Annotated in this window: 18 protein-coding genes and 1 pseudogene; 9 read left to right on the top strand and 10 right to left on the bottom strand. The window is 72.6% G+C overall.

Annotated elements, in window-relative coordinates:
* The first annotated feature begins 53 nt into the window (after window positions 1-53).
* On the top strand, window positions 54-1,094 hold the full coding sequence (locus AB0I67_RS15230) for an Rv2578c family radical SAM protein (RefSeq protein WP_357923363.1): 1,041 nt from the start codon (window positions 54-56) through the stop codon (window positions 1,092-1,094).
* Here the strand turns inward: AB0I67_RS15230 and AB0I67_RS15225 are convergent.
* On the bottom strand, window positions 1,091-2,263 hold the full coding sequence (locus AB0I67_RS15225; protein WP_357923361.1) for an aminotransferase class V-fold PLP-dependent enzyme: 1,173 nt from the start codon (window positions 2,261-2,263) through the stop codon (window positions 1,091-1,093). The genes AB0I67_RS15230 and AB0I67_RS15225 overlap by 4 nt on opposite strands.
* Window positions 2,264-2,602: 339 nt before the next feature.
* On the opposite strand from AB0I67_RS15225, the gene AB0I67_RS15220 reads away from it, so the two are divergent.
* Together AB0I67_RS15220 and AB0I67_RS15215 are read left to right on the top strand one after the other, a co-directional pair.
* Window positions 2,603-5,719, top strand: coding sequence for a S41 family peptidase (locus tag AB0I67_RS15220; protein WP_357923360.1), 3,117 nt, complete (start codon window positions 2,603-2,605; stop codon window positions 5,717-5,719).
* Between the two features lie 151 nt (window positions 5,720-5,870).
* Window positions 5,871-7,160: a glycosyltransferase family 4 protein gene (locus AB0I67_RS15215; RefSeq protein WP_357923358.1), complete on the top strand. Its 1,290-nt coding sequence runs from the start codon at window positions 5,871-5,873 to the stop codon at window positions 7,158-7,160.
* Between the two features lie 264 nt (window positions 7,161-7,424).
* Here the strand turns inward: AB0I67_RS15215 and AB0I67_RS15210 are convergent, their stop codons facing one another.
* Entirely contained in the window at window positions 7,425-8,651 is a 1,227-nt protein-coding gene (locus AB0I67_RS15210) for an FAD-dependent monooxygenase (RefSeq protein WP_357923356.1), read from the bottom strand.
* Window positions 8,652-8,724: 73 nt separating this feature from the next.
* Between AB0I67_RS15210 and AB0I67_RS15205 the strand changes: the two genes are divergently transcribed.
* Window positions 8,725-9,636, top strand: a complete 912-nt coding sequence (locus tag AB0I67_RS15205) for a TetR/AcrR family transcriptional regulator C-terminal domain-containing protein (protein ID WP_357923354.1) — start codon at window positions 8,725-8,727, stop codon at window positions 9,634-9,636.
* Window positions 9,633-10,328: an HNH endonuclease family protein gene (locus tag AB0I67_RS15200; RefSeq protein ID WP_357923352.1), complete on the top strand. Its 696-nt coding sequence runs from the start codon at window positions 9,633-9,635 to the stop codon at window positions 10,326-10,328. The genes AB0I67_RS15205 and AB0I67_RS15200 overlap by 4 nt, the downstream gene beginning before the upstream one ends.
* On the opposite strand, the gene AB0I67_RS15195 is transcribed toward AB0I67_RS15200, so the two are convergent.
* On the bottom strand, window positions 10,302-11,123 hold the full coding sequence (locus tag AB0I67_RS15195) for a GDSL-type esterase/lipase family protein (protein ID WP_357923350.1): 822 nt from the start codon (window positions 11,121-11,123) through the stop codon (window positions 10,302-10,304). The genes AB0I67_RS15200 and AB0I67_RS15195 overlap by 27 nt on opposite strands.
* Before the next feature lie 163 nt (window positions 11,124-11,286).
* On the opposite strand from AB0I67_RS15195, the gene AB0I67_RS15190 reads away from it, so the two are divergent.
* A complete protein-coding gene (locus AB0I67_RS15190; RefSeq protein ID WP_357923348.1) occupies window positions 11,287-12,531 on the top strand; it encodes an isochorismate synthase in 1,245 nt (414 codons plus the stop codon).
* Between the two features lie 566 nt (window positions 12,532-13,097).
* Here the strand turns inward: AB0I67_RS15190 and AB0I67_RS15185 are convergent.
* The 4 genes from AB0I67_RS15185 to AB0I67_RS15170 all read right to left on the bottom strand — a co-directional run bounded on the left by AB0I67_RS15185 (window position 13,098) and on the right by AB0I67_RS15170 (window position 17,252).
* Window positions 13,098-13,301, bottom strand: a complete 204-nt coding sequence (locus AB0I67_RS15185; RefSeq protein WP_357923347.1) for a cold-shock protein — start codon at window positions 13,299-13,301, stop codon at window positions 13,098-13,100.
* A 144-nt stretch (window positions 13,302-13,445) separates the two neighbouring features.
* Window positions 13,446-14,066, bottom strand: a complete 621-nt coding sequence (locus tag AB0I67_RS15180; RefSeq protein WP_357923345.1) for a YigZ family protein — start codon at window positions 14,064-14,066, stop codon at window positions 13,446-13,448.
* Window positions 14,067-14,106: 40 nt separating this feature from the next.
* Window positions 14,107-14,912, bottom strand: a protein-coding gene (locus AB0I67_RS15175; RefSeq protein ID WP_357924063.1) for an IS5 family transposase whose coding sequence is annotated in 2 segments (ribosomal slippage) — window positions 14,107-14,567 and window positions 14,567-14,912 — 807 coding nt in all. Because the reading frame shifts where the segments join, the coding sequence is not laid out codon by codon here.
* A gap of 75 nt (window positions 14,913-14,987) precedes the next feature.
* Window positions 14,988-17,252, bottom strand: a complete 2,265-nt coding sequence (locus tag AB0I67_RS15170; RefSeq protein WP_357923344.1) for a LuxR C-terminal-related transcriptional regulator — start codon at window positions 17,250-17,252, stop codon at window positions 14,988-14,990.
* A 143-nt stretch (window positions 17,253-17,395) separates the two neighbouring features.
* Between AB0I67_RS15170 and AB0I67_RS15165 the strand changes: the two genes are divergently transcribed.
* From AB0I67_RS15165 to AB0I67_RS15155, 3 genes are all read left to right on the top strand, one after another.
* Window positions 17,396-18,229, top strand: coding sequence for an AAA family ATPase (locus tag AB0I67_RS15165; RefSeq protein WP_357923342.1), 834 nt, complete (start codon window positions 17,396-17,398; stop codon window positions 18,227-18,229).
* A gap of 313 nt (window positions 18,230-18,542) precedes the next feature.
* Window positions 18,543-20,567, top strand: a complete 2,025-nt coding sequence (locus AB0I67_RS15160) for a hydantoinase/oxoprolinase family protein (RefSeq protein ID WP_357923340.1) — start codon at window positions 18,543-18,545, stop codon at window positions 20,565-20,567.
* Window positions 20,564-22,141 (top strand): hydantoinase B/oxoprolinase family protein, encoded by a 1,578-nt coding sequence (locus AB0I67_RS15155; RefSeq protein WP_357923338.1) that lies wholly within the window; start codon window positions 20,564-20,566, stop codon window positions 22,139-22,141. The genes AB0I67_RS15160 and AB0I67_RS15155 overlap by 4 nt, the downstream gene beginning before the upstream one ends.
* Before the next feature lie 57 nt (window positions 22,142-22,198).
* Here AB0I67_RS15155 and AB0I67_RS15150 read toward each other — a convergent pair whose 3' ends face one another.
* From AB0I67_RS15150 to AB0I67_RS15140, 3 genes and pseudogenes are all read right to left on the bottom strand, one after another.
* Window positions 22,199-23,767, bottom strand: a complete 1,569-nt coding sequence (locus tag AB0I67_RS15150; protein ID WP_357923336.1) for a helix-turn-helix domain-containing protein — start codon at window positions 23,765-23,767, stop codon at window positions 22,199-22,201.
* The gene (locus tag AB0I67_RS15145) at window positions 23,764-24,813 is read right to left on the bottom strand and encodes a DUF917 domain-containing protein (protein ID WP_357923334.1); all 1,050 of its coding nucleotides are present in this window, start codon (window positions 24,811-24,813) and stop codon (window positions 23,764-23,766) included. Before AB0I67_RS15145 ends, AB0I67_RS15150 begins: the two co-directional genes overlap by 4 nt.
* Window positions 24,810-25,677: pseudogene (locus AB0I67_RS15140) on the bottom strand (hypothetical protein); the annotation flags it as partial. The gene AB0I67_RS15145 and the pseudogene AB0I67_RS15140, both read right to left, overlap by 4 nt.

Genomic DNA, 25,677 nt, shown 5'->3' with positions numbered 1-25,677 from the left:
TCCCCGCGCCCCCGAGTTGCGATCAAGACCGAACAGTTGTTCTAATCAAGCCTATGCGCTGGGACAACCTGCGACTCGACGGCTCCCCCGACGCGGCGGCCTCGCCGCTGTTCGGCGCGGTCGAGCGCACCTTCGACACCCCCGCCTTCCGCGGGATGACCTTCTACGAGGTCCGGGCGCGCTCGATCATCAACAAGGTCCCCGCCGTCAGCCGCGTCCCCTTCGACCACACGATCAACCCCTACCGCGGCTGCGCCCACCGCTGCGTCTACTGCTTCGCCCGCAACACCCACACCTACCTCGACCTCGACGCCGGCCTCGACTTCGACTCCAAGGTCATCGTGAAGGTCAACGCCCCCGAGCTCACCCGCCGCGAACTCGCCTCGCCCCGCTGGCGCGGCCGGCCGATCGCGATGGGCACCAACGTCGACTGCTACCAGCGCGCCGAAGGCCGCTACCGCCTCATGCCCGGCATCATCACCGCGCTGAGCGAGGCGGCCAACCCCTTCTCCATCCTCACCAAGGGCACGCTCATCCTGCGCGACCTCGACCTGCTCACCCGGGCGGCCGAGGTCACCGACGTCAGCACCGCCTTCTCCGTCGGCTTCGTCGACGCCGACGCCTGGCAGGCGGTCGAGCCGGGCACCCCGCACCCGCACCGCCGGCTGGAGGCCTGCCGTACGCTCAACGAGGCCGGGATCCCCTGCGGGGTGTTGATGGCGCCGATCCTGCCCTACCTCACCGACTCCCCCGGCCAGCTCGACCAGACCGTGCGGGCCATCGCCGAGTCCGGCGCCACCCACCTGACGCCGATCGTGCTGCACCTGCGGCCGGGGGCGCGCGAGTGGTTCCTGACCTGGCTGGGCCGCACGCACCCGCGGCTGGTCCCCCGCTACCTGGAGCTGTACGGCAGAGGAGCCTACGCGCCGCGAGGCTACCAGGAGCGGATCGCCGGGCAGGTCCGCGAGCTGGCCGAGCGCTACGGCATCGGCAAGGGCGGCAACCGCCCCCGCCTCCGCCCCAGACTCCGCCACCCCGCCCCGGCCCCTGCCCCGGCCCGGCACCCCGAGCCGGAACAGCTCGCCCTGCTCTAACGGGCGGACGAGGCGAGCTCGCCGAGGGCGGCGGCCAGGCGGTCGAGCTCCTCCTCGGTGTTGTAGTAGTGCACCGAGGCCCGCACCGCCGAAGGCACCGCGAAGGGGTCGAGCCGCTGGTGGGCGATGTCGGTGGCGCTGACGTTGATCCCCTGCTCCCGCAGCGCCAGCCGGACCGCCCCGCTGTCTCGCCCGGCGACGGTGAAGGAGACGATCGCCCCCCGCACCGCCCCACGGTCCAGCACCTGCACCCCGGGGATCCCCGCCAGCCGCTCCCGCAGCCCGGCGGCCAGCTCCCGCACCCGCGCCCAGACCGCCTCCATCCCCAGACCCCGCGCGTACTCGGCCGCCACCCCCAACGCGATCTGCCCGGCGACATACCGCTCCCACGTCTCATACCGCCGCGCATCACCGCGCATCTCGTAGCCGCCCGGCGAGGTCCACTCGGCCGACAGCAGGTCGAGGAACGGCGGCCGGTGCCAGCCCAGCACCTCCCGCCGCACGTACAGGAACCCGGTCCCGCGCGGCCCGCGCATGAACTTGCGCCCGGTCGCCGACAGGAAGTCGCACCCCAGCTCGGCCACGTCCACCGGCACCTGCCCCACCGCCTGGCAGGCGTCCAGCAGGTAGGGGACCCCGTGCTCGCGGGTCAGCCGCCCCACCTCGGCCGCCGGGTTGACCAGCCCGTTGTGCGTGGGCATGTAGTTGATCGCCACCAGCCCCACCCCGCCCCGCCGCAGCGACGCCTCCAGCGCCGCCAGCGACAGCTCCCCGGACGGCTCGTCCGGCAGCACCTCCACCTCCAGTCCCCGCTGCAGGAAGGCGATCCCGTTGCTGGCGTACTCGCTGCTGGTCGTCACCACCCGCGCGCCCGGCCCGAACTCCAGCCCGTAGAAGGCCAGGTCCCAGGCCCGGGTCGCGTTCTCGACGTAGGCGATCTCCTCACGCCCGGCCCCGACGAGCGCGGCGACCGAGTCGTAGAAGCCCTCCACCGCCCCGGCCTGCCGGTCGGCGGCCTCGTAACCGCCGATCCCGGCCTCCAGCGCCAGGTGCGCGGTGAGCGCGTCGGTCACCGGCAGCGGCGGCAGCGCGGCGCCGGCGTTGTTCAGGTGCACGACGGTACGGCAGGCGGGAGTCTCGGCCCGAACCTTGTCTACATCAATCCTCATAGTGGGTATTTACCGCACTAGCCCCACAAGGGGCACTTCATCGCCAACGGGGGGAAACCATGGCAGACAGCAAGAAGAAACCCGCGGCCAAGTCCGGCAAGGCCAAGAAGGCCGCGATCAAGGAATCCAGGGCGGCCAAGAACGCCAAAAAGCAGACGGCACGCGAGCCCGAAGCCTGATATCACCTGACAGGTAGCACCTCGTCCGCCACCTGATCCGGCCGCCGGGGGGCCGGACCACGCCCGGCCACCCGAACCGGTACGGCTCGCACGCACCCGTGGGCCGCGCCGCGCGCGACACCGGCGACCGCGCGAGCCGTACCAGCCCGAAAGCGAGCCCATGTCCGCCTACCTGCGCTTCCCCGCCATCCTCGGCGACGTCGTCGTCTTCTCCGCCGAAGACGACCTGTGGATGGTCTCCGCCACCGGCGGACGCGCCTTCCGCCTGACCGCCGGCCTGGCCGAAGCCACCTACCCCCGCTTCTCCCCCAAAGGCGACCAACTCGCCTTCACCGGCCGCGAAGAAGGCCCCGAAGAGGTCTACGCCATGCCCGCCGACGGCGGCGCCGCCCAGCGCCTCACCTTCCACGGCGCCCGCTCCACCGTCACCGGCTGGGACCCCGACGGCGCCATCCTCTACGCCAGCGACGAATGCCAGCCCTTCGACGGCCGCACCTGGCTGCACCGCGTCACCCCCGGCGGCCAGCCCCACCGCCTGCCCTACGGCCCGGCCACCTCCATCGCCCACGGCCCCGACGGCATGATCGTCCTCGGCCGCAACACCGCCGACCCCGCCCGCTGGAAGCGCTACCGCGGCGGCACCGCCGGCGACCTGTGGATCGACACCGCCGGCACCGGCGAGTTCCACCGCCTCATCACCCTGCCCGGCAACCTCGCCTCCCCCTGCTGGCAAGGCGAACGCATCTGCTTCCTGTCCGACCACGACGGCGTCGGCAACGTCTACTCCTGCCTGCCCGACGGCAGCGACCTGCGCAAACTCACCGACCACCACGACTTCTACGCCCGCAACCTCTCCGGCGACGGCCGCACCCTCGTCTACCACGCCGGCGGCGACCTCTACCTGCTCGAACCCGGCCGCCCCGCCCGCCACGTCGAGGTCCGCCTGGCCAGCTCCCGCACCCAGCGCAACCGCCGCTTCGTCGAAGCCGCCGACTACCTCGACAGCGCCACCCTGGCCCCCGACGGCACCGGCGTCGCCCTCACCACCCGCGGCAAGGCCTACACCCTGGCCTGCTGGGAAGGCCCCGTCCTGCAGCACGGCCAGCCCGACGGCGTCCGCTACCGCCTGCTCACCTGGCTCAACGACCACCGCCGCCTCATCGCCGCCGCCAGCGGCGAACGCCCCGACGAACACCTCGTCCTCATCGACGACCACCACCAGCGCACCATCGCCACCCTCGGCCGCATCGTCGAACTGGCCCCCGACCCCGCCCACGACCGCGTCGCCGTCACCACCCACCGCAACGAACTGCACCTGGTCGACCTCGACCGCGCCGAATCCACCCTCGTCGAGGCCAACCCGCACGGCTGCCCCGAAGACCTCGCCTGGTCACCCGACGGCAACTGGCTCGCCTACGCCGCCCCCACCACCTCCCAGACCAGCGCCATCAAACTCCACCGCCCCGCCACCGCCACCGCGCCCGCCACCACCGTCCAGGCCACCGAACCCGTCCTGCGCGACAGCGCCCCCGCCTTCGACCCCCGCGGCCGCTACCTGTACTTCATCGGCAAACGCACCTTCGACCCCGTCTACGACGCCCTCCAGTTCGACCTCGGCTTCCCCCTCGGCTCCCGCCCCTACGCCCTCGCCCTGCGCCCCGGCATCCCCGACCCGTTCGTCCCCGTCTCCCGCCCCCTCGACGCCAAGGACGACGACGAGGACGAACCCGGCGACCTCGACATCGACCTCGACGGCCTCGCCGACCGCGTCACCGCCTTCCCCCTGCCCGAAGGCCGCTACGAACGCATCGCCGGCGTCTCCGCCACCAAGATCCTCATCCAGTCCAGCCCCCTCGAAGGCGAAGAATCCACCCTCCAGCTCTACGACCTGGACAAGAACTCCGGCGAGACCTTCGCGGAAGGCGTCACCTCCTTCGAACTGGCCCGCGACCACAAAACCGTCCTCTACCTGGCCGGTGACCGCATCCGCGTCGTCAAGTCCGGCGAGATCCCCGAACACGACGACGACCCGCCCTCCCGCACCAGCGGCTGGCTCGACCTCGACCGCGTCAAAGTCTCCCTCTGCCCCGAAGCCGAATGGCGGCAGATGTTCCGCGAAGCCTGGCGCCTGCAACTGGAACACTTCTGGAGCGGCGACATGGCCGGCCTCGACTGGAACGCCCTCTACACCCGCTACCAGCCCCTCGTCGAACGCGTCACCACCCGCGGCGAATTCTCCGACCTGCTGTGGGAACTCCAAGGCGAACTCGGCACCAGCCACGCCTACGAAAGCGGCGGCGAATACCGCCCCGGCCCTGACTACGCCCAAGGCAAACTCGGCGTCGACTGGGACTACCACGACGGCCACTACCGCATCGGCGCCATCGTCACCGGCGACCGCTGGGACCCCGACGCCACCTCACCCCTCAACCGCCTCGGCGTCGTCGTCCAGCCAGGCGACACCGTCCTGGCCATCAACGGCGCCCCCATCGGCGAACACGCCACCCCCAACCAGCGCCTCGTCAACCAGGCCGGCCAAGAAGTCGAACTCACCCTCACCCGCGACGGCACCACCTTCACCGCCGTCGTCAAAGCCCTCGCCGACGAGCAACCCGCCCGCTACCGCGACTGGGTCAACCACAACCGCGCCCGCTGCCACCAGGCCTCCGGCGGCCGCGTCGGCTACGTCCACATCCCCGACATGGCCACCACCGGCTTCGGCGAGTTCCACCGCGGCTTCCTCACCGAGTACGACCGCCCCGCCCTCGTCATCGACGTGCGCTACAACCGCGGCGGCCACGTCTCCGGCCTCCTGCTGGAAAAACTCGCCCGCCGCCGCCTCGGCTACGACTACCCCCGCTGGGGCGACCCCGAGCCCTACCCGCCCGAATCCCCCCGCGGACCCATGGTCGCCCTCACCAACGAATGGGCCGGCTCCGACGGCGACGTCTTCAGCCACGCCTTCAAACTCCTCCGCCTCGGCCCCCTGGTCGGCAAACGCACCTGGGGCGGCGTCTTCGGCATCCAGCCCCGCCACCGCCTGTCCGACGGCACCCTCACCACCCAGCCCGAATACTCCTTCGCCTTCGACGACGTCGGCTGGCGCGTGGAGAACTACGGCACCGACCCCGACGTCGAGGTCGACATCACCCCCCAGGACTACGCCCGAGGCCACGACCCCCAGCTCGACACCGCCATCCGCCTCGCCCTCGAGCAGCTCGAAAGCCGCCCCCCGCACACCCCTGATCGCCAGTTTCGCCCCCGTATGCAACCCTGACCGGCATTACAGCGTCTAACAGGACGTAAGCGGGGAAGCAGGGACCACGGGGAACGACGGTCCCGTCCCGCCGAGAACGACGAACGACGACCAGCGCCGGTGGCGGAACGACCTCGCCACCGGCCACGTGTGTAGAAGGGGGCCTCCACCGGTGCGCGGAGTGGCACGCAAGGGCAAGGCAGCGATCAGACGGCTCTACCAGGGCCTCAACCGGCGCCGGGCGCGCAAGGCGCCACCGCCCTCTATCCACCAGGTGCGCTTCCTGCTCCTGCACGCCTACGGCATGGGCGGCACCATCCGCACCGTGTTCAACCAGGCCAGCTACCTGGCCGCCACCGGACACGACGTCGAGATCGTCTCCATCCTCAAAGAGGCCGACGAGCCGTTCTTCCCCATCGACCCGCGCGTCAAGTTCCGCTTCCTGGACGACCGCACCGTCGAACGCACCGGCCTGCGCGCCCAGCTCTCCAAGCGGCCCAGCCGGCTCATCCCCGAGGAAGAGACCGCCTTCCACCGCTTCAACCTCTGGACCGACCTGCAACTGGCCCGCTACATCCGCTCCCTCGAAAGCGGCGTGCTCATGGCCACCCGGCCCGGCCTCAACCTGGCCATGGCCCAGCTCGCCCCGCCCGGCGTCATCACCGTCGGCCAGGAACACGTCGCCTTCCGCACCCAGGCAGAACCCATCCAGGAACTCATCAAGTGGCGCTACCGCCGCTTCGACGCCCTGGTCACCCTCACCAAGGCCGACCTGCGCGACTACCGCGAAGCCCTCACCAAGAAACCCAAGAAGCTGGTCCGCATCCCCAACGCGGTCCCGCCCATGGGCGGCGGCGTGGCCAAACTCGACGCCAAGGTCGTCGTCGCCGTCGGCCGGCTCACCCGCATCAAGGGCTTCCACCGCCTGATCAGCTGCTGGCGCCAGGTCGCCGCCCGCCACCCCGACTGGACCCTGCGCATCTACGGCGCCGGCCCCCAGGAGGAGAACCTCGCCAACCAGATCACCGAACTCGGCCTCACCGGCAAGGTCCAGCTCATGGGCCCCACCCACGACGTCGGCGACGCCCTCGAACAGGCCTCGATCTTCGTCCTCAGCTCCCGCCACGAGGGCTTCCCCATGACCGTCCTGGAGGCGATGGCCAAGGGCGTGGCCGTCGTCAGCTTCGCCAGCCCGCACGGCCCCAAGGAAATGATCACCCACGAGTTCGACGGGCTGCTGGTCAAGCCGCGCACCGAGGACAACCTCGCCGCCGCCATCAACCGCGTCATCGAGGACGACCAGCTCCGCGCCGACCTGGCCGCCGGCGGCCTGGACACCGCCAAGACCTACAGCGTCGAAGCCGTCGGCACCCAGTGGGACGCCCTGCTGGAGGAACTCCTGGCCCGCCGCAACGGCACCTACGTCCGCCCCGTCAAGCCCGAGCCCGACCTCCAGCCCTGACCCCTCCGGCTCCGCCGTACCCCTGGGAAAGAGGTACGGCGGAGCCCGGGCAGCCCACCCGCGAGGTACGGCGGAGCCGGGGCGAGCCACCCGCGAGGTACGGCGGAGCCGGGGCGGGCCACCCGCGAGGTACGGCGGAGCCGGGGCGGGCCAAGCCTGAGCGGCGGGACGGGGGCGGGCCAAGCCTGAGGTACGGCGAGGCCCGGGGTGGGGCGCCTGCGAGGTGCGGCGGGCTCGGGCAGGCGGCCCGCCTGGTGCGGTGGGCTAGCCGGCGACCCGGAGCGGGTAGTCCGGCAGCGGCACCCGATCGGCCGCCCGCGAGGCCAGCCGCCCCACCAGCCCCTTGCCCGGCATCACCGACGCCATCCGGAAGAACTGGTTACGCGCCCAGATCCGCCCCCGCGTCCCCGGCACCAGGAACCCCTCCGCCCCGAGCGCCTGCCGCTGCCCCTCGGCCACGAACGGCCGCATCACCGCCTCGAACCGCCGCCCCGCCCCCGCCACCGCGGCCGCCACATCCGAGCCCGCGACATCCGAGCCCGCGACATCCGAGCCCGCACCATCCGAGCCCGCCAGCTCACCGGCCAGCTCACCGGCCAGCACATACGCCCCCACCAGCCCCAGCCCCGTCCCCATCCCACCGGGCCCGGGCGCCCACGCCGCGTCCCCGAGCAACACCACCGGCCCGGCCGACCACCGCTCCAGCTCAAGCTGCGCGGCCGGCGCGAAGTAGAAGTCCGGCGCCCGCCGAGCCGCGGCCAGCAGCTCCGGCACCCGCCACCCCACCCCCGCGAACCGCTCGGCCAGCAACCGATGCGGATCCAGCCCATCCGCGCCCAGCTCCGGCTCCAGCTCCGGTGAGGCGAAGTCGAGCCCGCCCAGCACCCGCCCCCGATGCCCGTGCACGCTCGCCGACACCCCCGGCAGACTGAACATCACCGCGCTACCGGGCTCCGCCGCCCCCTCCGGCATCGAGAAGACCGCCTGGTACATCCCCAGATGCCGAGCCCGCCGCACCCCGAAGGCCAGCCGCCGCACCACCGACCCCAGCCCGTCGGCCCCCACCACCAGATCGAACCGCCGAGCCCCCGACCGCTCGAACACCACCTCGCCCCCGCGCAGCCCGGCGACGCCGTCACCGAAGACGTACTCGACATCCGCCTGCGTGACCTCGTGCAACAGCCCCACCAGGTCACCCCGCACGATCTCCACATCGCCGCTGGTGAACACCGCCGGCAACCGCGCCAGCCGCCGCCCCGCCGCATCCTCCACCACCGTGTCGCCCACGTGCGTGGCCCGCTCGCGCACCGCCGCCAGCAACCCCATCCGCTCCAGCACCCCGAGCTGGACCCGGCCCCGGAAATCCACCGCCTGCCCGCCCTGGCGCAACCGCGGCGCCCGCTCCACCACCGTCACCCGGTGGCCCGCTCGCGCCAGCCAGAACGCCAGCGCCGGGCCGGCGATCCCGGCCCCAGAGATCAACACATCCATGCGTACACCGTACAAACGGCTTCTCACCCTGGTAAATGGCCAGCCGCACTAGTGCACCACTACAGTGCACTAGGTGACCGCGCCCTACCTGCGCATCGTCGCCGACCTCCGCCGCGACATCGACACCGGCCGCCTGCGCCCCGGCGACCGCCTGCCCTCCACCCGGCGCCTGGCCCGCGACTACGGCGTCGCCATGGCCACCGCCACCAAGGCCCTCACCGCCCTGCAACACCAGGGCCTGGCCTACGCCAGCCCCGGCATCGGCACCATCGTCGCCGACCCCGCCCCACCCCCCACCCCGAAGACACCCGCGGCCGGCCCCGACCCCCTCCTGCGCGCCGCCATCCGCATCGCCGACACCGAGGGCCTGCCCGCCCTCAGCATGCGCCGCCTGGCCGCCGACCTCGGCCGCCCCACCATGTCCCTCTACCGGCAGATCCACGACAAGGACGAGCTCATCACCCTGATGACGGATGCCGTCCTCGGCGAACGCCACCTGCCCGACCCGCCGCCACCCGGCTGGCGCACCCAGCTCGAAACCCTCGCCCGCCTGCAGTGGCAGGCCTACCGCGACCACCCCTGGCTGGCCGAGGTCCTCTCCTTCACCCGCCCCGCCCTGTCCCCGCACGGCATGGCGCAGACCGAATGGGCCCTGCGCGCCCTGCACCACCACGGCCTGGGCGCCAACGCCACCCTGCACGCCGCCCTGTCGCTGGCCACCTACGTCCGCGGCGTCGCCGTCAACCTCCCCACCGAGACCGCCGCCCGCGCCGACACCGGCCTCGACGAGGATCAATGGCTCGCCGCCCAGCACGACCCCCTGCAACGCCTCCTGCACTCCGGCGACTACCCCACCCTCACCGCCCTCCTGACCGACCCCGCCCTCGACTACGACCTCGACAGCCTGTTCACCTTCGGACTCACCCGCCTGCTGGACGGCCTGGCCCTCCTCATCGACACTGCTGGAGAAAGGAGGCGCGATTGAGCACCCGGGACACGATCGCCGTCATCGCCGGCGCCGTCATGATCCTCGCCTTGATCGGCAAACCCGCCACCACCTCCCGAGCAGCCGCCGCCAGCCCCCTCACCAACACCGACGGGACCCGCTCCGGCCTGGCCCCCCTCACCACCGGCACCGAACGCCGCCAAGGCGCCGACGTCATCCGCGGCCTGCGCACCCGCCCGATGGGATCCAAAGCCGGCTACGACCGCCTCAACTACGGCGCCAACTGGGCCGACACCGCCCCCGGCGTTCCCTACGCCCACAACGGCTGCCGCACCCGCGACGACCTGCTCGCCCGCGACGGCCACGACCTCGCCCGCGACGGCTGCGCCGTCAAACGACTGCGCCTGGAAGACCCCTACACCGGCCGCACCATCACCCGCCCCGGCCAGATCCAGGTCGACCACGTCGTCCCGCTGTCCTACGCCTGGCGCATGGGCGCCCGCTCCTGGCCGATGAGCAAACGCCTCGACTTCGCCCAGGACCCGCTCAACCTGCTGCCCGTCGACGGCGCCGCCAACGAGGCCAAGGACGGCTCGGGCCCCGCCTCCTGGCTGCCGCCCCGCGCCCGCATCCGCTGCGCCTACGCCGTCAGATTCGCCCAGGTCGCCCGCAAATACCGGCTCCCCGTCACCCCGGCCGACAAATCAACCATGCTCGCGCAATGCCGGTGACGGCGCCCACTCGAACCCCTTCGCGAACGTCGCCTTCGCCAGCGCCCGCTGCCCCGCCTCGTTCGGATGGAAGAAATCCCACTTGCTGATGTGCTCCAGCGTGAACGGATAACCGAAAACCGCCCCCGAGTCCGTACGGCAAGCCGGCCCGAACTGCGCGCACACCTCCGCCAGCACCCGGTTGTAGGCCATCACCCGCGCCCGCACCCGAGCCCGCCGATCCACATCGGCCTTCTTCACCGACGTCGGCGACGCCAGCATCGACGGGCAGATCCGCCCCACCTTCCAGAACATCCGCGCGATCGCGTTGTCCTTGCCCGTCTCCCACAACCGCCGCAGATCCGGCACGCTCGCCACGAACACCCGCACCCCCGGCAAACCATCACGCAACGCCCACAACGCCTTGGCCATCCGCGCCCGGTACACCGCCACCGGCGTCATCTCCCGCTCGCTCGCCTTGCACGCGTCCTGCGCCCCGAGCAACACCGTCACATACTCCGCCCGCACCGCCACCGCCTGCCGTACCTGCCCGGCCAGATCCGCACTCGTCGCCCCCGGCACGGCGAAGTTCCGGTTACCGCCCTTCATCCCCAGCCGCACATAGTGACTGGAGATCCCCGCATGCTCCCCCGCCGACCACGACCGCGACGGGCACGCCACGAACCACCCGCACGCGTTGAACCCCGCACTGATCGAATCCCCCAGCGCCGCCATCACCCGCGGCACCGGCGGCACCTCCGGAGCGATGAGCGACGACGCCGACAACGACACGGCAACCACCACGTGACCGAGCATGATCTGAAGGTAGAGACCCCCGAGCCCCGACGACGGCACCTCCGCCCACACCCGACCGAGTTCATATCGGCCCTTGACAGCCACCAGGCCAACACCAGCCCCCATCCCGCCAACCCAGGGGGCCAAAGTCGAACACGTTCAGATTCGGCATAGAGTGTCTTGGGTGAGTGTCGCACTGGGAACAACCCACCCATTGCCGGTTCGCACCACCACGGTCCGCGACCCCGGCGACCTGATCCAGGCGCTGCCCCACGCAGCGCCCTACGCCTGGATCAGACACGGCCAAGGCCTCGTCGGCTGGGGCGAAGCCGCCCGCGCCGACATCCCGCCCGGCCCCGGCCGCTTCGACTGGGCCCGCCGCTGGCTCAACGAAACCTTCGCCGACACCCACATCGACGACCCGCTCAACACCCCCGGATCCGGCCCCGTCGCCTTCGGCAGCTTCACCTTCGACGAGAACACCCCCGGATCCGTCCTCATCGTGCCCCACACCATCCTCGCCCGCCGCGACGGACAGGCCTGGCTCACCACCATCGGCGACGCCCCCCTCACCACCGCCCGCCCCCTCACCCACCCCGGAACCATCAGCTACGGCGACGGCAGCATGTCCGCCCCCGCCTGGCAAGCCGTCGTCGCCCAGGCCAGCCGCCGCATCCGCAACGGCGACCTCGAAAAAGTCGTCCTCGCCCGCGACCTCCTCGCCACCGCCGAACACCCCATCGACCTGCGCCTCATCCTCAGCCGCCTGGCCCAGCGCTACCCCGAGTGCTACACCTTCGCCGTCGGCACCCCCACCACCGGCACCCTCATCGGCGCCACCCCCGAACTCCTCATCCGCCGCACCGGGCCCGAAATCGAATCCCTCGTCCTGGCCGGCACCACCACCCGCGGCACCGACCCCGCCGACGACCACGCCCGCGGCCAGGCCCTCATGGCCTCGGCCAAGGACCGGCACGAACACGAATGCGCCATCGAATCGGTCCGGCGGACCCTCACACCCCTGTGCGCGAGCCTCACCACGCCCGACGAGCCTGAGCTGCTGGTACTGCCCAACCTTCAACACCTGGCCAGCCACGTCACCGGACGGCTGGCCGACGGGGCCAGCGTGCTCGACGTCGTCCAGGCCATGCACCCCACCGCCGCGGTGGGAGGGACGCCCACGCGGACCGCTGTCGACCTCATCCGGCACATCGAAGGGATGAACCGGGCCGGTTACGCCGGGCCCGTCGGGTGGATCGACGCCCGGGGGGACGGGGAATGGGGGATCGCCCTTCGGTCCGGGCACATCCATGGGCGGCGAGCTCGGCTCTTCGCCGGGTGCGGGATCATGGGGGACTCTGATCCGGCCGCTGAGCTGGCTGAGGCGCAGACCAAGTTCCGGGTCATGCAGTACGCGTTGGAAGGGTGAGTTCGCCGACCCCGGCTCGCCGTCGCACAGGATCACCACCCACCGCCCGGGGGCTCGCCGCATTGGTTGGAGGGGGGCCGCGGAGGCCGAGGTGGGTGGATCTGTGCGCCGCCAGGGGTTCTTCCCGGGAACCCAGGGTCCTCCTGGTACCCCAGTCCTCTCTCGGGGCACCGAGCCCACTCCCGGGTGCCGAGCCCTCTCCCGAGGTACCCGGTCCGCTCCCGAGGTACCCGGTCCGCTCCCGAGGTACCCGGTCCGCTCCCGGGGTGCCGAGCTCTCTTCCTGGATCACACCCGGGACTTTCGCCGGGACACGCCCCGGGCCCTTTCTCGGGACACCCGGTCCGTTCCTCCCGAGCGGCCCTCCGCGCGGCCGGGCCGTCCCTTTACGGCCGCCTTTCCTCCTAACGAGGTACGGCTGGACACGCGGGGGAAACGCCGGATAACCGAGGAAAGGTCAGAGAAACCAACGGGCCGAACCCAGGCAGGACAAAGCGCACCCCAAACCCAGCCCAACAGAAAAGGCCCGCGGCGCTGCCGCGGGCCTCTCTAGTTGCTCGTCAACCCTTACTCGGGGACGATGTTCTCCGCCTGCGGGCCCTTCTGGCCCTGGGCGACGTCGAACGACACGCGCTGACCTTCGTGCAGCTCGCGGTACCCGGAAGAGGCGATGTTGGAGTAGTGCGCGAACACGTCCGCACCTCCACCATCCTGAGCGATGAAGCCGAAGCCCTTCTCGCTGTTGAACCACTTCACAGTGCCGGTAGCCATTCTCTATCTCCTTAGATACGCGAGAGGTTCCGCTCTTTGCGAACCCCGGCGAAGCAATGCGCCCCCGGCAAACAAAAAGACGCCCGGGGGTCTATCCAGTCCACCAGGCGCTACACGTTCATGGGTACCACACAGCATCAGCCCCTACCTTAGCACGTGGACCTCCTGCTCCGGCCAAACCCGAGCACGACCGGCGGTCAAAGATGCGACCCACTCCGAGAACGCTCCCACCTGCGCTTCCTCCACCGCCACCCCGAACACCACCTCCGCGCCATAGGCCACCTCCAGCACCTCGAACGCCGAAGCCCGCAGATCGTTCTCCACCCGACCCGCCTGATCGTGCGCCACCGACACCCGCAGCAGCCGAGCCGGCACCATCCGCACCGGCACCACCCGATCCAGCGTCTCGGTCACCGCCCCGCCGTACGCCCGCACCAAACCACCCGCACCCAGCAACACCCCACCGAAATACCGCGTCACCACCGCCACCACATCGGCGAAACCCCGCCCCAGCAACGCCTGCACCATCGGCGTCCCCGCCGTCCCGCCCGGCTCCCCGTCATCGTCACCCTTGGCCACCCGCTCACCGATGACATACGCCGAACAGTTGTGCGTCGCCCCCGAGTGCAACGCCCGCCGCTCCGCGATGAACGCCTGCGCCGCCCCCACCTCACCCGCCGGCGCGATCGCACACACGAACCGCGACCGGCGCACCTCGACCTCATGCTCCACCACGGACGACAACGTCAGATACGGCTTGCCCACCCACCCATCGTAGGGACCCCGCCCACCCCGCTAAGAGCGTCTAACGCAATGAAGTGAGGCGTCGCCAGCAGATGAGCGCGCAGGCCAGCTTGAGGAAGGCCTCGTGGATGTCGGCGCGGATCTCCCAGCGGATGCGCAGGCGGCGGAAGGCGTGCAGCAGGGCGAAGGTCTGCTCGACGACCCAGCGTTGTTTGCCCAGGCCGGAGCCGTGTCCGGTGCCGCGGCGGGCGATCAGCGGGCGGACCCGCAGCTCGCGGACCAGGTGACGGTACTTGTCGTGGTCGTAGCCGCGGTCGGCGAGTACCACGTCGGGACGCTGGCGCGGCCGGCCGCGCTTACCACGCACCTTCGGGATGGCGTCCAGCAGCGGGCGCAGCTGGGTGACGTCGTTGCGGTTAGCACCGGTCAAGATGGTGGCCAGGGGGATACCGGTGGCGTCGGTGATCAGGTGGTGCTTGCTGCCGGCCCGCCCTCGATCGACCGGGGACGGGCCGGTCTGCGTCCCCCTTTTAGCGCTCTGATCTGGGAGGAGTCCACCGCGGCGCGGGAGAAGTCGAGCGCGTCGGCGGCGCGTAGCCGATCGAGTAGCACCTCGTGCAGCCGCTGCCACACGCCGGCCTTATTCCACTCGGCCAGCCGCCGCCAGCACGTCATGCCCGAGCCGTAGCCGAGCTCTTGCGGCAGGTGCTCCCAGGCGATCCCGGTGTGCAGCACGAACAAGATGCCCTGCAGCGCCAGCCGGTCATCCAGCCGCTTACGCCCCGGATGCCGGAACCGCCTCTGACGATGCGGCAACAAGGGTTCGATCACCGCCCACAGCTCGTCGCTAACCTCCCACGGCTTCAGCTTTGGCACCCGCGTTCCTCTCACCCGGTCACAGCGAGAGATCCAAACACAGCAGAGATCATTCTGTTAGGCGCTCTAACCCTCCACCACCAGCGCCGCCACCTGCGCCCGCGACGACACCCCCAGCTTCGCGAAGATGTGCTCCACATGCGCGTCCGCCGTCCGCTTCGAGATCACCAGCCGCTCCGCGATCTGCCGGTTGGTCAACCCCTCCGCCAGCAAACCCGCCACCTCACGCTCCCGGGCCGACAACACCCCCAGATCCGCCCGCTCCACCGCCGCGGCCACCGCGTCCCCGTCCTGCTCACCCAGCCGGATCGCCGCCTCCAGCCCCATCGCCCGCCCCTGCGCGAACCCCAGCTCGAACCGCTCCGCGCCCAGCGCCTGCTCGACCGACACCAACGTCTGATCACGCAACACCAGCAGCCCCTCCAGCCCGTACAACGGCCGGGTGAACCGCGCCCACACCGCCTCCGCCGCCCCGTGCAACCGCGCCGCCCGCACCATCCGGCCCTCACCGACGGCCAGCAACCCCAGCAGATCCAGCCCCAGCGCCGCCGAGAACTGATCACGCAACCCCTGCGTCAACCGCAACCCCTGCCGAGCCAGCCGCAACGCCTCGGCCCCCTCACCCAGCAGCCCCCGGCACAAACTCATCAGATACAGCGCCAGCCCCTGCGCATACGCCTCCCGCGAATCCGGACCCAGCACCTGCAGCACCCGACCGGCCGACGCCAGCCCCCGCTTCAGATCCCCCGCCAGCACATGCGCCGCACACAACGTCACCAGGCACAACAGATGCATGTGCGGATCACGCTCGGCCAGCGACCCCGCCGCCTCCTCCAGCGACCGCACCGACCCCGCCGCATCCCCCGCCATCATGCGCTGCATCCCCAACCCCATCAGCGCCCGAGCCTGCCACCCCGCATCCCCCAGCTCCGCCGCCAGCGCCCCCGCCGCCTCCAGGCAGCCCAGCGCACCCTCCCGCTCCCCCTGCACCGAACGGAACCACCCCAGATGGCACACCGCCATCGCCCGCTCCACCACCGGAGCCGGCACCGCCACCAGCACCCGGTCGTACCAGTAACACGCCTCCGACAACGCCCCCGCACACAACCAGTACGGCCACAACACGTACGCCAGCCGCGCACCCGCCGCCGCATCCCCCTCCGCCGAGAACGCGAACTCCAGCGCCGCCCGCAGATTCGCCCGCTCCCGGCCCAGCCCCGAGACCATCGCCACCTGCTCGTCACCGAACGCCCGGTCATACCACCGGCCCGCCAGCCCCGTGAAGTACTCCAGATGCCGCTGCCGCAACTCCACCAGCTCAGCCGCGTCCACCTGCTCCCCGGCCAGCTCCCGCATCGTGTCCAGCAGCCGGTAACGCCCCTCCTCCTCCGTCCGCATCACCATCGACTTGTCCACCAGGCCCACCAGATGCTCGACGATCTCCCCCGCCGCCAGCACACCCCCCGAACAGACCGCCTCCACCGCCGCCAGATCGAACGACCCCGCGAAGACCGACAACCGCCCCCACAACACCCGCTCCTCCGGCAGGCACAGATCATGACTCCACATGATCGTCGTCCGCAGCGTCTGATGCCGCGGCACCCCACGCCGCACCGTCAGCAACGAGAACCGGTCCTCCAGCCGCGCCAGCAACCCCTGCAACGGGATCGCCCGCAACCGCACCGACGCCAGCTCGATCGCCAACGGCATCCCGTCCAGCCGCGCGCACAACGCCCGCACCGCCGCCCGGTTCTCCTCCGTCACCGCGAACCCCGGCACCACCGCCGCCGCCCGCTGCTCGAACAACGCCAGCGCCCCGCCCTCACCGTCCTCCACCGGCAACGGCGGCACCGGCACCATGTGCTCACCCGCCACATCCAGCGGCTGCCGCGACGTCACCAGCAGGCACAACCCCACCGTCTCGCGCAGCAACCGCTCCACCAGCAGCGCGCACTCCTCCACCAGGTGCTCGCAGGTGTCCAGGATCACCAGCGCCTGCCGTACCGACAGGAACTCCACCAACTGCTCCAGCGCCGAACGCGACTCCTGCTCCGGCAACCCCAGAGCCCCCGCCACCGTGCGAGCCAGCAACGCCGCATCGCTCAACGCCGACAACTCCACCAGATGCACCCCGTCGGGAAACCGGTCACGAGCCGCCTCCGCCGCCCGCAACGCCAGCCGCGTCTTGCCCACCCCGCCCGGACCCGACAACGTCACCAGCCGCGCCCGCGACAACAACTCCTCCAGCAGCTCCAGCTCACGCCGCCGGCCCACGAAACCGGTCACCTGCACCGGCAACGACGGCTGACGCGAATGCGTGGCGAGCGACATGAGAACCTCCGAGATGTCCGGGGATCGCCTTAGCGTACGCGCCCGAACACTCCTCGTGAGGGCATACCTACAACCCGCTTAGGTATCGCCTTTAGGTACGCAACCCGCTGCCCCACCCCGCTACGCTCGGTCACACTCGATAGGTGACGATTCGCCTGCCCGTCGGCCAAGACCACCAGCGCGCCCGGCTCCTCGACGCGCTCGACGGCCACCGCCTCGTCGCCGTCACCGGTCCCGGCGGCAGCGGCAAGAGCGTCCTGGCCCGCACCGCCGCCGACGACCACCCCGACAGCCTCGTCGTCGACCTCGCCCGAGCCCGCGAGAGCGACCTCACCGACCTGCCCCGCACCGGCCTGCTCGTCCTGGAGACCTGCGAGCACGTCCTCGACCGCTGCGCCCAGCTCGTCGAGGACCGCCTGGCCGCCGGCACCGGCCAGCGCATCCTGCTCACCGGCCGCGAGAGCATCGGCGCCGGCGAACGCACGCTCAGCCCCGCCCCCCTCGGCCCCGACGACGCCGCCCGCCTCTACCACCAGGTCTCCGGCGGCCTGGCCGTCGACCCGCTCGTCCTGGCCCGCCTCGACGGCCTGCCCCTGGCCGTGCACATCGCCGCCGAGCACCTGCTCGACACCCGCACCCTGGCCGCCCGCCTCGACGACGGCACCTTCTACGACCTGCCCGCCGCGCCCCACCACCCCGAACGCCACACCACGCTGCGCGCCTCGGCCGCGTGGAGCCACGCGCTCTGCTCCTCGGCCGACCGCATGACGTGGGCGCTGCTGGCGACGCTGCCCGGCGCCTTCAGCCTCGACGAGGCCCAGGCCGTGCTCGACCGCGACGCCCGCGAGCCCGTGGCCCGCCTGGTGGAGAAGTCGGTCCTCGTCGTCGATGTGCTCGCGCGGGACGCGCGCTGGTATCGCATGCCGCAGTACCTACGGGCCTATGTTCTGCCCCAACCGCTCGCCTTTACGTTGTAGATCACAACAGCTAGGTATGGAAGATCGGTATCTCACCCGATGCCGCACCCCCGGCCCGCGCGCCAAGCTTTGGGCGGGCTCCTGAGACGGACCCCGAAAGGATTCTGGAGGGTATCCGGACGGGGGCGACGGCCCTCAGGGGCCCTTGGCGGCCTCACCCGCCGCCAAGGCCTCCGGGCGGGACCGCACGCTGGTGGAGGGGTCCAGTATGCGGCCCCCCGGAGGCTCATGGGGGGCACCATGCCCGGCCGGCCATCGCCGGCTGTGCCACGCGCACAGCCGTTCCGGCCGGGCACGGCCTACCGTGACCGGCATGACTTATCGCGTCGCCATGGACATCGGCGGTACCTTCACCGACGTCGTCCGCTACGACGGCCGCACCGGCACGGTGATCGCGTCGAAGGCCCCCAGCACCCCCGGCGACCTCGCGGCCGGCGTCTTCGCCGCCCTCGACCGCGTCGTCGAGGACCCCGCGGAGATCTCCTTCTTCGTGCACGGCACCACCCAGGGCCTCAACGCCCTGCTCGAACGCAAAGGCGCCAAGGTCCTCCTGCTCACCAGCGCCGGCGCCCGGGACGTCTACCAGATCGCCCGGGGCAACCGCGAGCGCATGTTCGAGCTGCGCTACCGCAAGACCCTCCCCCTGGTCCCCCGCGAGCACGTCATGGAAGCCGCCGGCCGCCTCGACTGGCGCGGCGCCGAGCTGCTCCCCCTCGACGAGCAGGCCGTACGGCGAGCCGCCCGCCGGGCCCGCGCGGAAGGCTTCGACGCCGTCGCCGTCTGCCTGCTGTTCGCCTACGCCAACCCCGCCCACGAGCAGCGCGCCGGCGAGATCCTCAGCGAGGAACTCGGCCAGGACACCCTCGTCGTCCTCAGCCACGAGGTCGCCCGCGAATGGCGCGAGTACGAGCGCACCTCCAGCGCCGTCCTGGAGGCCTACACCGGCCCCGTCACCCGCCGCTACCTCACCGAGATCGAACAGCGCTTCGCCGCCCGCGGCCTGACCGTCCCCGTGCACGTCATGCAGTCCTCCGGCGGCCTGGTCAACGCCGCCCACGCCCGCCGCCGCCCCCTGCAGACCCTGCTGTCCGGCCCGGTCGGCGGCACCATGGGCGGCGTCGCCGCGGCCCGCCTGCTCGGCCGCGACAACGCCATCTGCGTCGACATGGGCGGCACCTCCTTCGACGTCTCCCTCGTCGTCGGCGGCCGGCCCGACATCAGCGCCGAGGCCGCCATCGAGGGCTTCCCCGTCCTGATGCCCATCGTCAACCTGCACACCATCGGCGCCGGCGGCGGCTCCCTGGCCTACGCCGAAGCCGGCGCGCTCCGCGTCGGACCCGAATCGGCCGGCGCCGTCCCCGGACCCGCCTGCTACGGCCGCGGCGGCACCCAGCCCACCGTCACCGACGCCAACCTCGTCCTCGGCCGCGTCGACCCCGACTGGTTCGCCGGCGGCCTCATGAGCCTCGACACCGAAGCCGCCCGCACCGCCGTCGCCGGCCTGGCCAGCACCCTCGGCATGGACCCGATCCAGCTCGCCGAAGGCATCTGCGACGTCGCCAACGCCAAGATGGCCCAGGCCATCCGCACCATCACCGTCGAGCACGGCATCGAACCGCGCGAGTTCGCCCTGGTCGCCTTCGGCGGCGCCGGCGCCATGCACGCCGCCTTCATCGCCCGCGAGCTCGGCATCTCCGAGGTCGTCGTCCCCCGCTTCCCCGGCGCCTTCTCCGCCTGGGGCATGCTCGAGGCCGACGTCCGCCGCGACCTCACCCACCCGCACTTCCGCGCCCAGGACGACCTCGACGGCCCCGCCATGGCCGCCGAGCTGCGCCGCCTGGAGACCGACGCGCTCGACGCCCTGGCCGCCCAGGGCGTGCCCGGCGACCGGCGCCGGGTCGAGCACGCGGCCGACCTGCGCTACGAAGGCCAGGACTACACCCTCACCATCCCCCTGCGCGACGCCGCCGAGCCCGGCGAACCCGGCTTCCTCGGCGTTCTCGCCGACCGCTACGCCGCCGCGCACACCGCGCGCTACGGCCACGCCACCCCCGAGGCGCCCATCGAGGTCGTCATGCTCCGCACCACCGGCTTCGGCACCTTCCCCAAGAGCGCCCCCGCCGCCGCCCCCTCCCCCGAGGCCGTGCCGCCTGCCGTACGAGAAGTGATCTTCGACGGCCGCCGCCACGCCACCCCCGTCCTGCGCCGCTCCGCCCTCACCGGCGAGCTGACCGGACCCGCCATCATCGTCGAGGAGACCGCCACCACCGTCGTGCCCCCGGGCTGCGTGGCCTCGACCGACGCCAACGGATTCCTGATCATCAAGGTGACCCCATGATCGACCCGGTGACCACAGAGATCATCCGCTGCGCCCTCCTCCAGGCCGCGGAAGACATGAACACCACCCTCATCCGCTCCTCCTACACCCCCGTCATCTACGAGGCCAAGGACTGCGCGGTCGCCCTGCTCGACCGCGAGCACAACGTGCTCGGCCAGTCCAGCGGCCTGCCGATCTTCCTCGGCAACCTGGAGGTCTGCACCCGCCACACCGAGGAGCTGTACGGCGAGCAGGTCTGGCAGGAAGGCGACGTCTGGGTGCTGAACGACTCCTACGTCGGCGGCACCCACCTCAACGACGTCACCGTCTACGGCCCCATCTTCGTCGGCGGCGAACTGGCCGGCTTCGCCGCCTCCCGCGCCCACTGGCTCGACGTCGGCTCCAAGGACCCCGGCGGCTCCATGGACTCCACCTCCATCTTCCAGGAGGGCCTGCGCCTGGGCCCGGTCAAGGTCTACGCCGGCGGCGAGCCCTGCCGCGACCTGCACGAGGTCATCTCCCGCAACGTGCGCTTCCCGCACGCCACCCTCGGCGACCTGCGCGCCCAGGTCGCCTGCGCGATGACCGGCCAGCGCCGGCTGGCCGAGATCGTCTCCCGGTGGGGCCTGGACACCGTCATGGCCGCCCGCGACGAGATCTTCACCCAGACCGAGCGCCTGGAACGCGAGGCCATCGCCGCCATCCCCGACGGCGTCTACACCGCCGGCGGCTTGCTCGACAACGACGGCATCGACCTGGCCACTCCCCTGCCGGTCAACGTCACCGTGACCGTCTCCGGCGACCGGATCGAGGTCGACCTCACCGACTGCGCCGACCAGGCCACCGGGCCGGTCAACTGCGGCGCCGCCCAGGCCGTGGCCGCCGTCCGCGTCGCCTACAAGCTGCTGGTCTCCGGCGAGGTGCCGCTCAACGGCGGCTCCTTCCGCCCGCTGGCCGTCGCCACCCGGCCGGGCTCCATGCTCGCCGCCGAGGTCCCGGCCGCCTGCCAGTACTACTACTCCCACCTCGGGCTGCTCATCGACCTGGTGATCAAGGCACTCGCCCCCGTCCTGCCCGGCAGCACCGCCGCCGCCTCCTTCGGCGACTCGATGATCGTGCAGTTCAGCGGCCTCGACCCGCGCACCGGCAAGCTGTACGTCTCCCAGGAGGCCACCGTCGGCGGCTGGGGCGCCTGGGAGGGCGGCGACGGCGAGAGCGCGCTGGTCAACAGCGTCAATGGCAACCTGCGCGACATGCCCATCGAGGTGCTGGAGACGCTCTTCCCGGTGCGCGTGCACCGCTACGAGATCCGCGAGGGCACCGGCGGCGCCGGGCGGTGGAAGGGCGGTGACGGGGTGCTGCGCGAGTACGAGTTCCTCGGCGACACCTCGTTGTCGTTGTGGTTCGAGCGCTCGGTCACCCCGGCCTGGGGCCTGGCCGGCGGGGCCGACGGCGCGCCGCCGCGGGTCACCCTCAACCCCGGGACTCCGCAGGCCCGGGAGATGCTCAAGGTCAACGCCCTGCCCGTGCACGCCGGTGACGTGCTCCGCTGCGAGTCCGGCGGGGGCGGCGGCTACGGGGCTCCCCCTCGGTGATCGGTTGTGGCGCACCGGCGGCTCCCTCAGGTGCTGGTGCGCCACAACCCACCGCCTTTACATTGTAGATTTCTTGTGCAGGTGGGTGGCCAGCAGCAGCGCCAGCCGGGTCGGCGGGTCGTCCACGTCGAACCCCGCCGCCCGCACCCGGTCCAGCCGCGTGGTCACCGTGTTGCGGTGCACGCCCAGGCGTTCGGCCGCCTTGAGCGCCCCGCCCTCCTCCAGCACCGCGCGGACCGTCTCGACCAGCGTCCCGTCCTTGTCGACCGCGAGCAGCGGGCCGAGCACCACCTCCGCCGGCGCGCTCAGCACCCCGGCGGGCAGGGCCGCCAGCAGCTCGGCCGGTCCCATGCGGTCGGCCCTGGCCACCGTGCCAGGCCCGGCCACGAAGGCCGCCGCTCGGGCGCCCGGCAACGACTCGGCCAGGGCGGCCGGGTCTGTCACCTGGGTGCCGGCTCCTGCCGCGGCGGGCCACGGCAGACTGCCGACCGCCCGCTGCAACGCCGCGGCCAGGTCCGCCGGCGGGCGGGCGGACCAGCCGGCCCAGCTCCTGCCTCTGGGCAGCACCGGGACCTCCCCCACTGTGGCGGCGAGGACGGCCCTGACCTGTGGACCGGCGTCCGGCTCGGGTCCGGCGCTCGGCTCGCCGGTGGGGGTGGCAGGCTCGGCCTGGCGGATCCAGAAGGCGGTCACCGGTCCCTGGACCGGCCAGCCGAGCGCCACAGCCCGGGCCCAGGGCTCCTCCCCCGCAGGGGAAGCGGCCGATTCGGGGGTGGACGGCGGAGCTGGGTCCAGGGCGGCGAGGAGGCGTTCGCCCAGGGCGGCCTGGAGGTCGAAGTCCTGGGCCGCGGCCAGCCGTTCGGTGGCCGCCCAGGCCGTGAGGGGGGCCACCGCGAGGCCGAGCACGGTGGCCACCACCGACGGCCAGCCCGCCGAACGGGCCGACCCGGCCGCGACCAGCGTGCCAAGGATGGCGGCGCGTCCCCCCGAGTCCAGTTCGGCGCGCCCGGCCGGGCGGTTCAGCCCCGTCCGGGCGAGTTCGGGGCCGGGCACCGGTACTTCGGCCAGGAGGTTCGCCCGGTCGGGGGCGACCCGGCCGGCCAGGCGCCTGCCGTACCCGTCGACGAAGGCGACCGAGGTGCCCGGCAGTTCGGCGTTGAGCACGCCGAGCACCCGCCGGGCCGACAGGCCCGCCTCGGCGAGCCGGGTGGCACAGCGGGCGACGAGCTGGGTGCGCGCCGCTTCGGGCCGGGCCGCCGCCGAAGCCACCCGTACCGCGGTCACCAGGGGATCCTCCTCGACGAAGACCAGCGTCACGCCGAGCCGTTCGGCCAGCAGCTCCCCCGACCCGGCGCTCACCGCGCTGGCGGGGGCGATCACGCAGGCCGCCGCCTGCTCCCAAGCCCGCCGCATGGCCATCTCCACCGCCCAGCCGCCGCTGGCCGCCGAGCCGATGAGCACCACCGCCGTGTGCGGCACCACGGTGGACAGCACCGGCAGCTCGTCCACGATGCGCACCTGGTGCACCGGGTTCTCGCCGGTGCCGTACATCGTCGCCCCGGCCAGCGGCCCCGCGTCGACCAGCTCGGCCACCGTGACCGGCGACTCCCACCCGGCCGCCTTCACGGCGTGCCCTCCACGCCGGGCACGCCGAAGGCGCGCAGCCCGCCGAGGGCCCTGCCCCGCTCGGTGTGCCACACCGGCGCCGCCCGCACCACCATGACCTCGACCTCCATGCCCGGTTCCGCCTTGTCCACGTCCACCACCAGCCCGTCCGCCGCGCCGATCAGGCAGATCTGGTCGGGCGCGGTCGCCACCACCGCGCCGTCGGCCAGCGCCAGCACGATCTCGTTGTGCGCCTCCAGCCGCACCAGCCGGCGCAGCCCCTCCGACTCGTGCACCACGATGCTGGAGGGCAGCGAGGGCAGGGCCAGCTCCTCGCCGTGGCCGCTGCTGCCCTCGACCGCCGCGATCGTCCCCCGGCACAACCTCCGCACGCCGTACGGCGCGGCCAGCGAACGCGGCGCGCCCGGCACGCCGGCCTCCAGGAGCCGGCTGACCGTGCCGGGCACCACCACCTCGGCCAGCGTGCGCGCGCTCATCGAGTAGCACGCGGCCACCACCCAGCCGCCCACGGCCAGCACCACCGGCCGGACCAGGTTCTCCACCTCGTCCGGGGCGCTGCCCAGGAGCACCAGCTCCCCCGCCGGACCGGCCAGCGCCAGCGGGGCGGCGGCCACCCCGCCGAGGGTGTAGGTCGTCTGCTCCACCAGCGGGAAGACCCGGCCGCTGCCGTCCCCGTCGACCAGCGGCAGGCCCAGCCCGGCGGCGGCGATCACCGGCAGGAAAGCGTTCTCGGCCGCCACGTTCAGCGGCACGACCGCGCCCGCGCGGGTGCCCAGCCACCGCTCCAGCGCCCGTACGGCCCGCGCCGCCTCATCCCCCGAGGGCAGTTGCTCCCCCAGCGCGGTCGTGGAGCCGACCAGGCTGACCACCACGCACAGCGTCTCCCCCGGCAGGTCGGCGGCCTGGACCAGCTCCACCCCGCCCTCGCCGAGCACGTCGGCGCACCAGTCGGTGACCAGCGCGAACGACGCCTCGGCCGCTCCGGTGGCGAACACCCGCGACCCGGCGGCCAGAGCCGGCAGCGAGGCGCGGTCCACGCGCGTCACGGGGTGGCTCCTTCGGCGACGACGTGCAGCCGGTAGAGCCCGTCGGGCAGGTAGGACAGCGGGTTGACGCCGGTCACCACCACGCGGGCCGAGCCGGGGGCGGCGCCGGCGCTGACCACGCGGGTGAGGGCCTCGTCGCGGGCGTCCTGCAGGGCGCGGTCGAGCTCGGCCTTGCCGCGGGCGCGCACGATCCGCTCCACCCCGGCCCGCGGCCAGGCCAGCACCGCCCCGTACGCGGCGGCCACCTCGGGCTCCGGCACGCCCGGCCCGCCATCGAGCCCGCTCCGCCCGAGGCCCGGCGTGTCCTGCTCAACGGTTGGGAGGAGGGGCGTCCCCTGCTCGTGGCCGGGGGTGAGGGCGGTGAGGCCGCGGTCGCGGCTGGTGGTCCAGCCCAGCCGGCAGGCCAGCGGGTAGCGGTGGAAGTAGTGCGCCGACACCAGCCCCTCCCCGCTGCGGGCGAAGTACACCGGCAGGCCGGGCCACTGCCGGGTCACCTCGTCGGCGAGCTCCTCCGCCGCGGGCCCGAGGGCGGCGTTCCGGATCGTCTCGGCCTCCCGCTCCCGCAACCCCGGCCGGCCGAACTCGTACGACAGCGTGATCCGCGCTCCCGGCACCGCGTCGGCCACCACCGCGGCGGCCTCCAGCTCGTGGTCGGCCAGGGCGGGCGAGCCGGTCGCGGTGATGGCGAAGTCGCGCAGCCCGCACTCGACGGCGAAGCGCCGGACGGCGGAGGTGTCCAGCGGAGCCAGCGCCCGCCCGGTGAGCGTGTGCCCGCCGCGCACGATGGCCGCCGCGCCGCCCGGCCCGACCCGGGGCCGCAGGGAGTCGGGGCAGGGCCCGGCCACCCGGAGCGCGGCCACCGGC

The organism is Nonomuraea sp. NPDC050310 (assembly GCF_040655795.1).
Classification (GTDB): domain Bacteria; phylum Actinomycetota; class Actinomycetes; order Streptosporangiales; family Streptosporangiaceae; genus Nonomuraea.
The sequence above is the reverse complement of the archived record's forward strand: the minus strand, read 5'-3'. Positions and strand labels throughout refer to the sequence as shown.

Excerpts from the sequence above, each read along its gene's own strand:
- AB0I67_RS15230 (WP_357923363.1), top strand. The coding sequence starts at position 54 with ATGCGCTGGGACAACCTGCGACTCGACGGCTCCCCCGACGCGGCGGCC.
- AB0I67_RS15225 (WP_357923361.1), bottom strand. The coding sequence starts at position 2,263 with ATGAGGATTGATGTAGACAAGGTTCGGGCCGAGACTCCCGCCTGCCGT.
- AB0I67_RS15220 (WP_357923360.1), top strand. The coding sequence starts at position 2,603 with ATGTCCGCCTACCTGCGCTTCCCCGCCATCCTCGGCGACGTCGTCGTC.
- AB0I67_RS15210 (WP_357923356.1), bottom strand. The coding sequence starts at position 8,651 with ATGGATGTGTTGATCTCTGGGGCCGGGATCGCCGGCCCGGCGCTGGCG.
- AB0I67_RS15195 (WP_357923350.1), bottom strand. The coding sequence starts at position 11,123 with ATGCTCGGTCACGTGGTGGTTGCCGTGTCGTTGTCGGCGTCGTCGCTC.
- AB0I67_RS15185 (WP_357923347.1), bottom strand. The coding sequence starts at position 13,301 with ATGGCTACCGGCACTGTGAAGTGGTTCAACAGCGAGAAGGGCTTCGGC.
- AB0I67_RS15170 (WP_357923344.1), bottom strand. The coding sequence starts at position 17,252 with ATGTCGCTCGCCACGCATTCGCGTCAGCCGTCGTTGCCGGTGCAGGTG.
- AB0I67_RS15160 (WP_357923340.1), top strand. The coding sequence starts at position 18,543 with ATGACTTATCGCGTCGCCATGGACATCGGCGGTACCTTCACCGACGTC.
- AB0I67_RS15155 (WP_357923338.1), top strand. The coding sequence starts at position 20,564 with ATGATCGACCCGGTGACCACAGAGATCATCCGCTGCGCCCTCCTCCAG.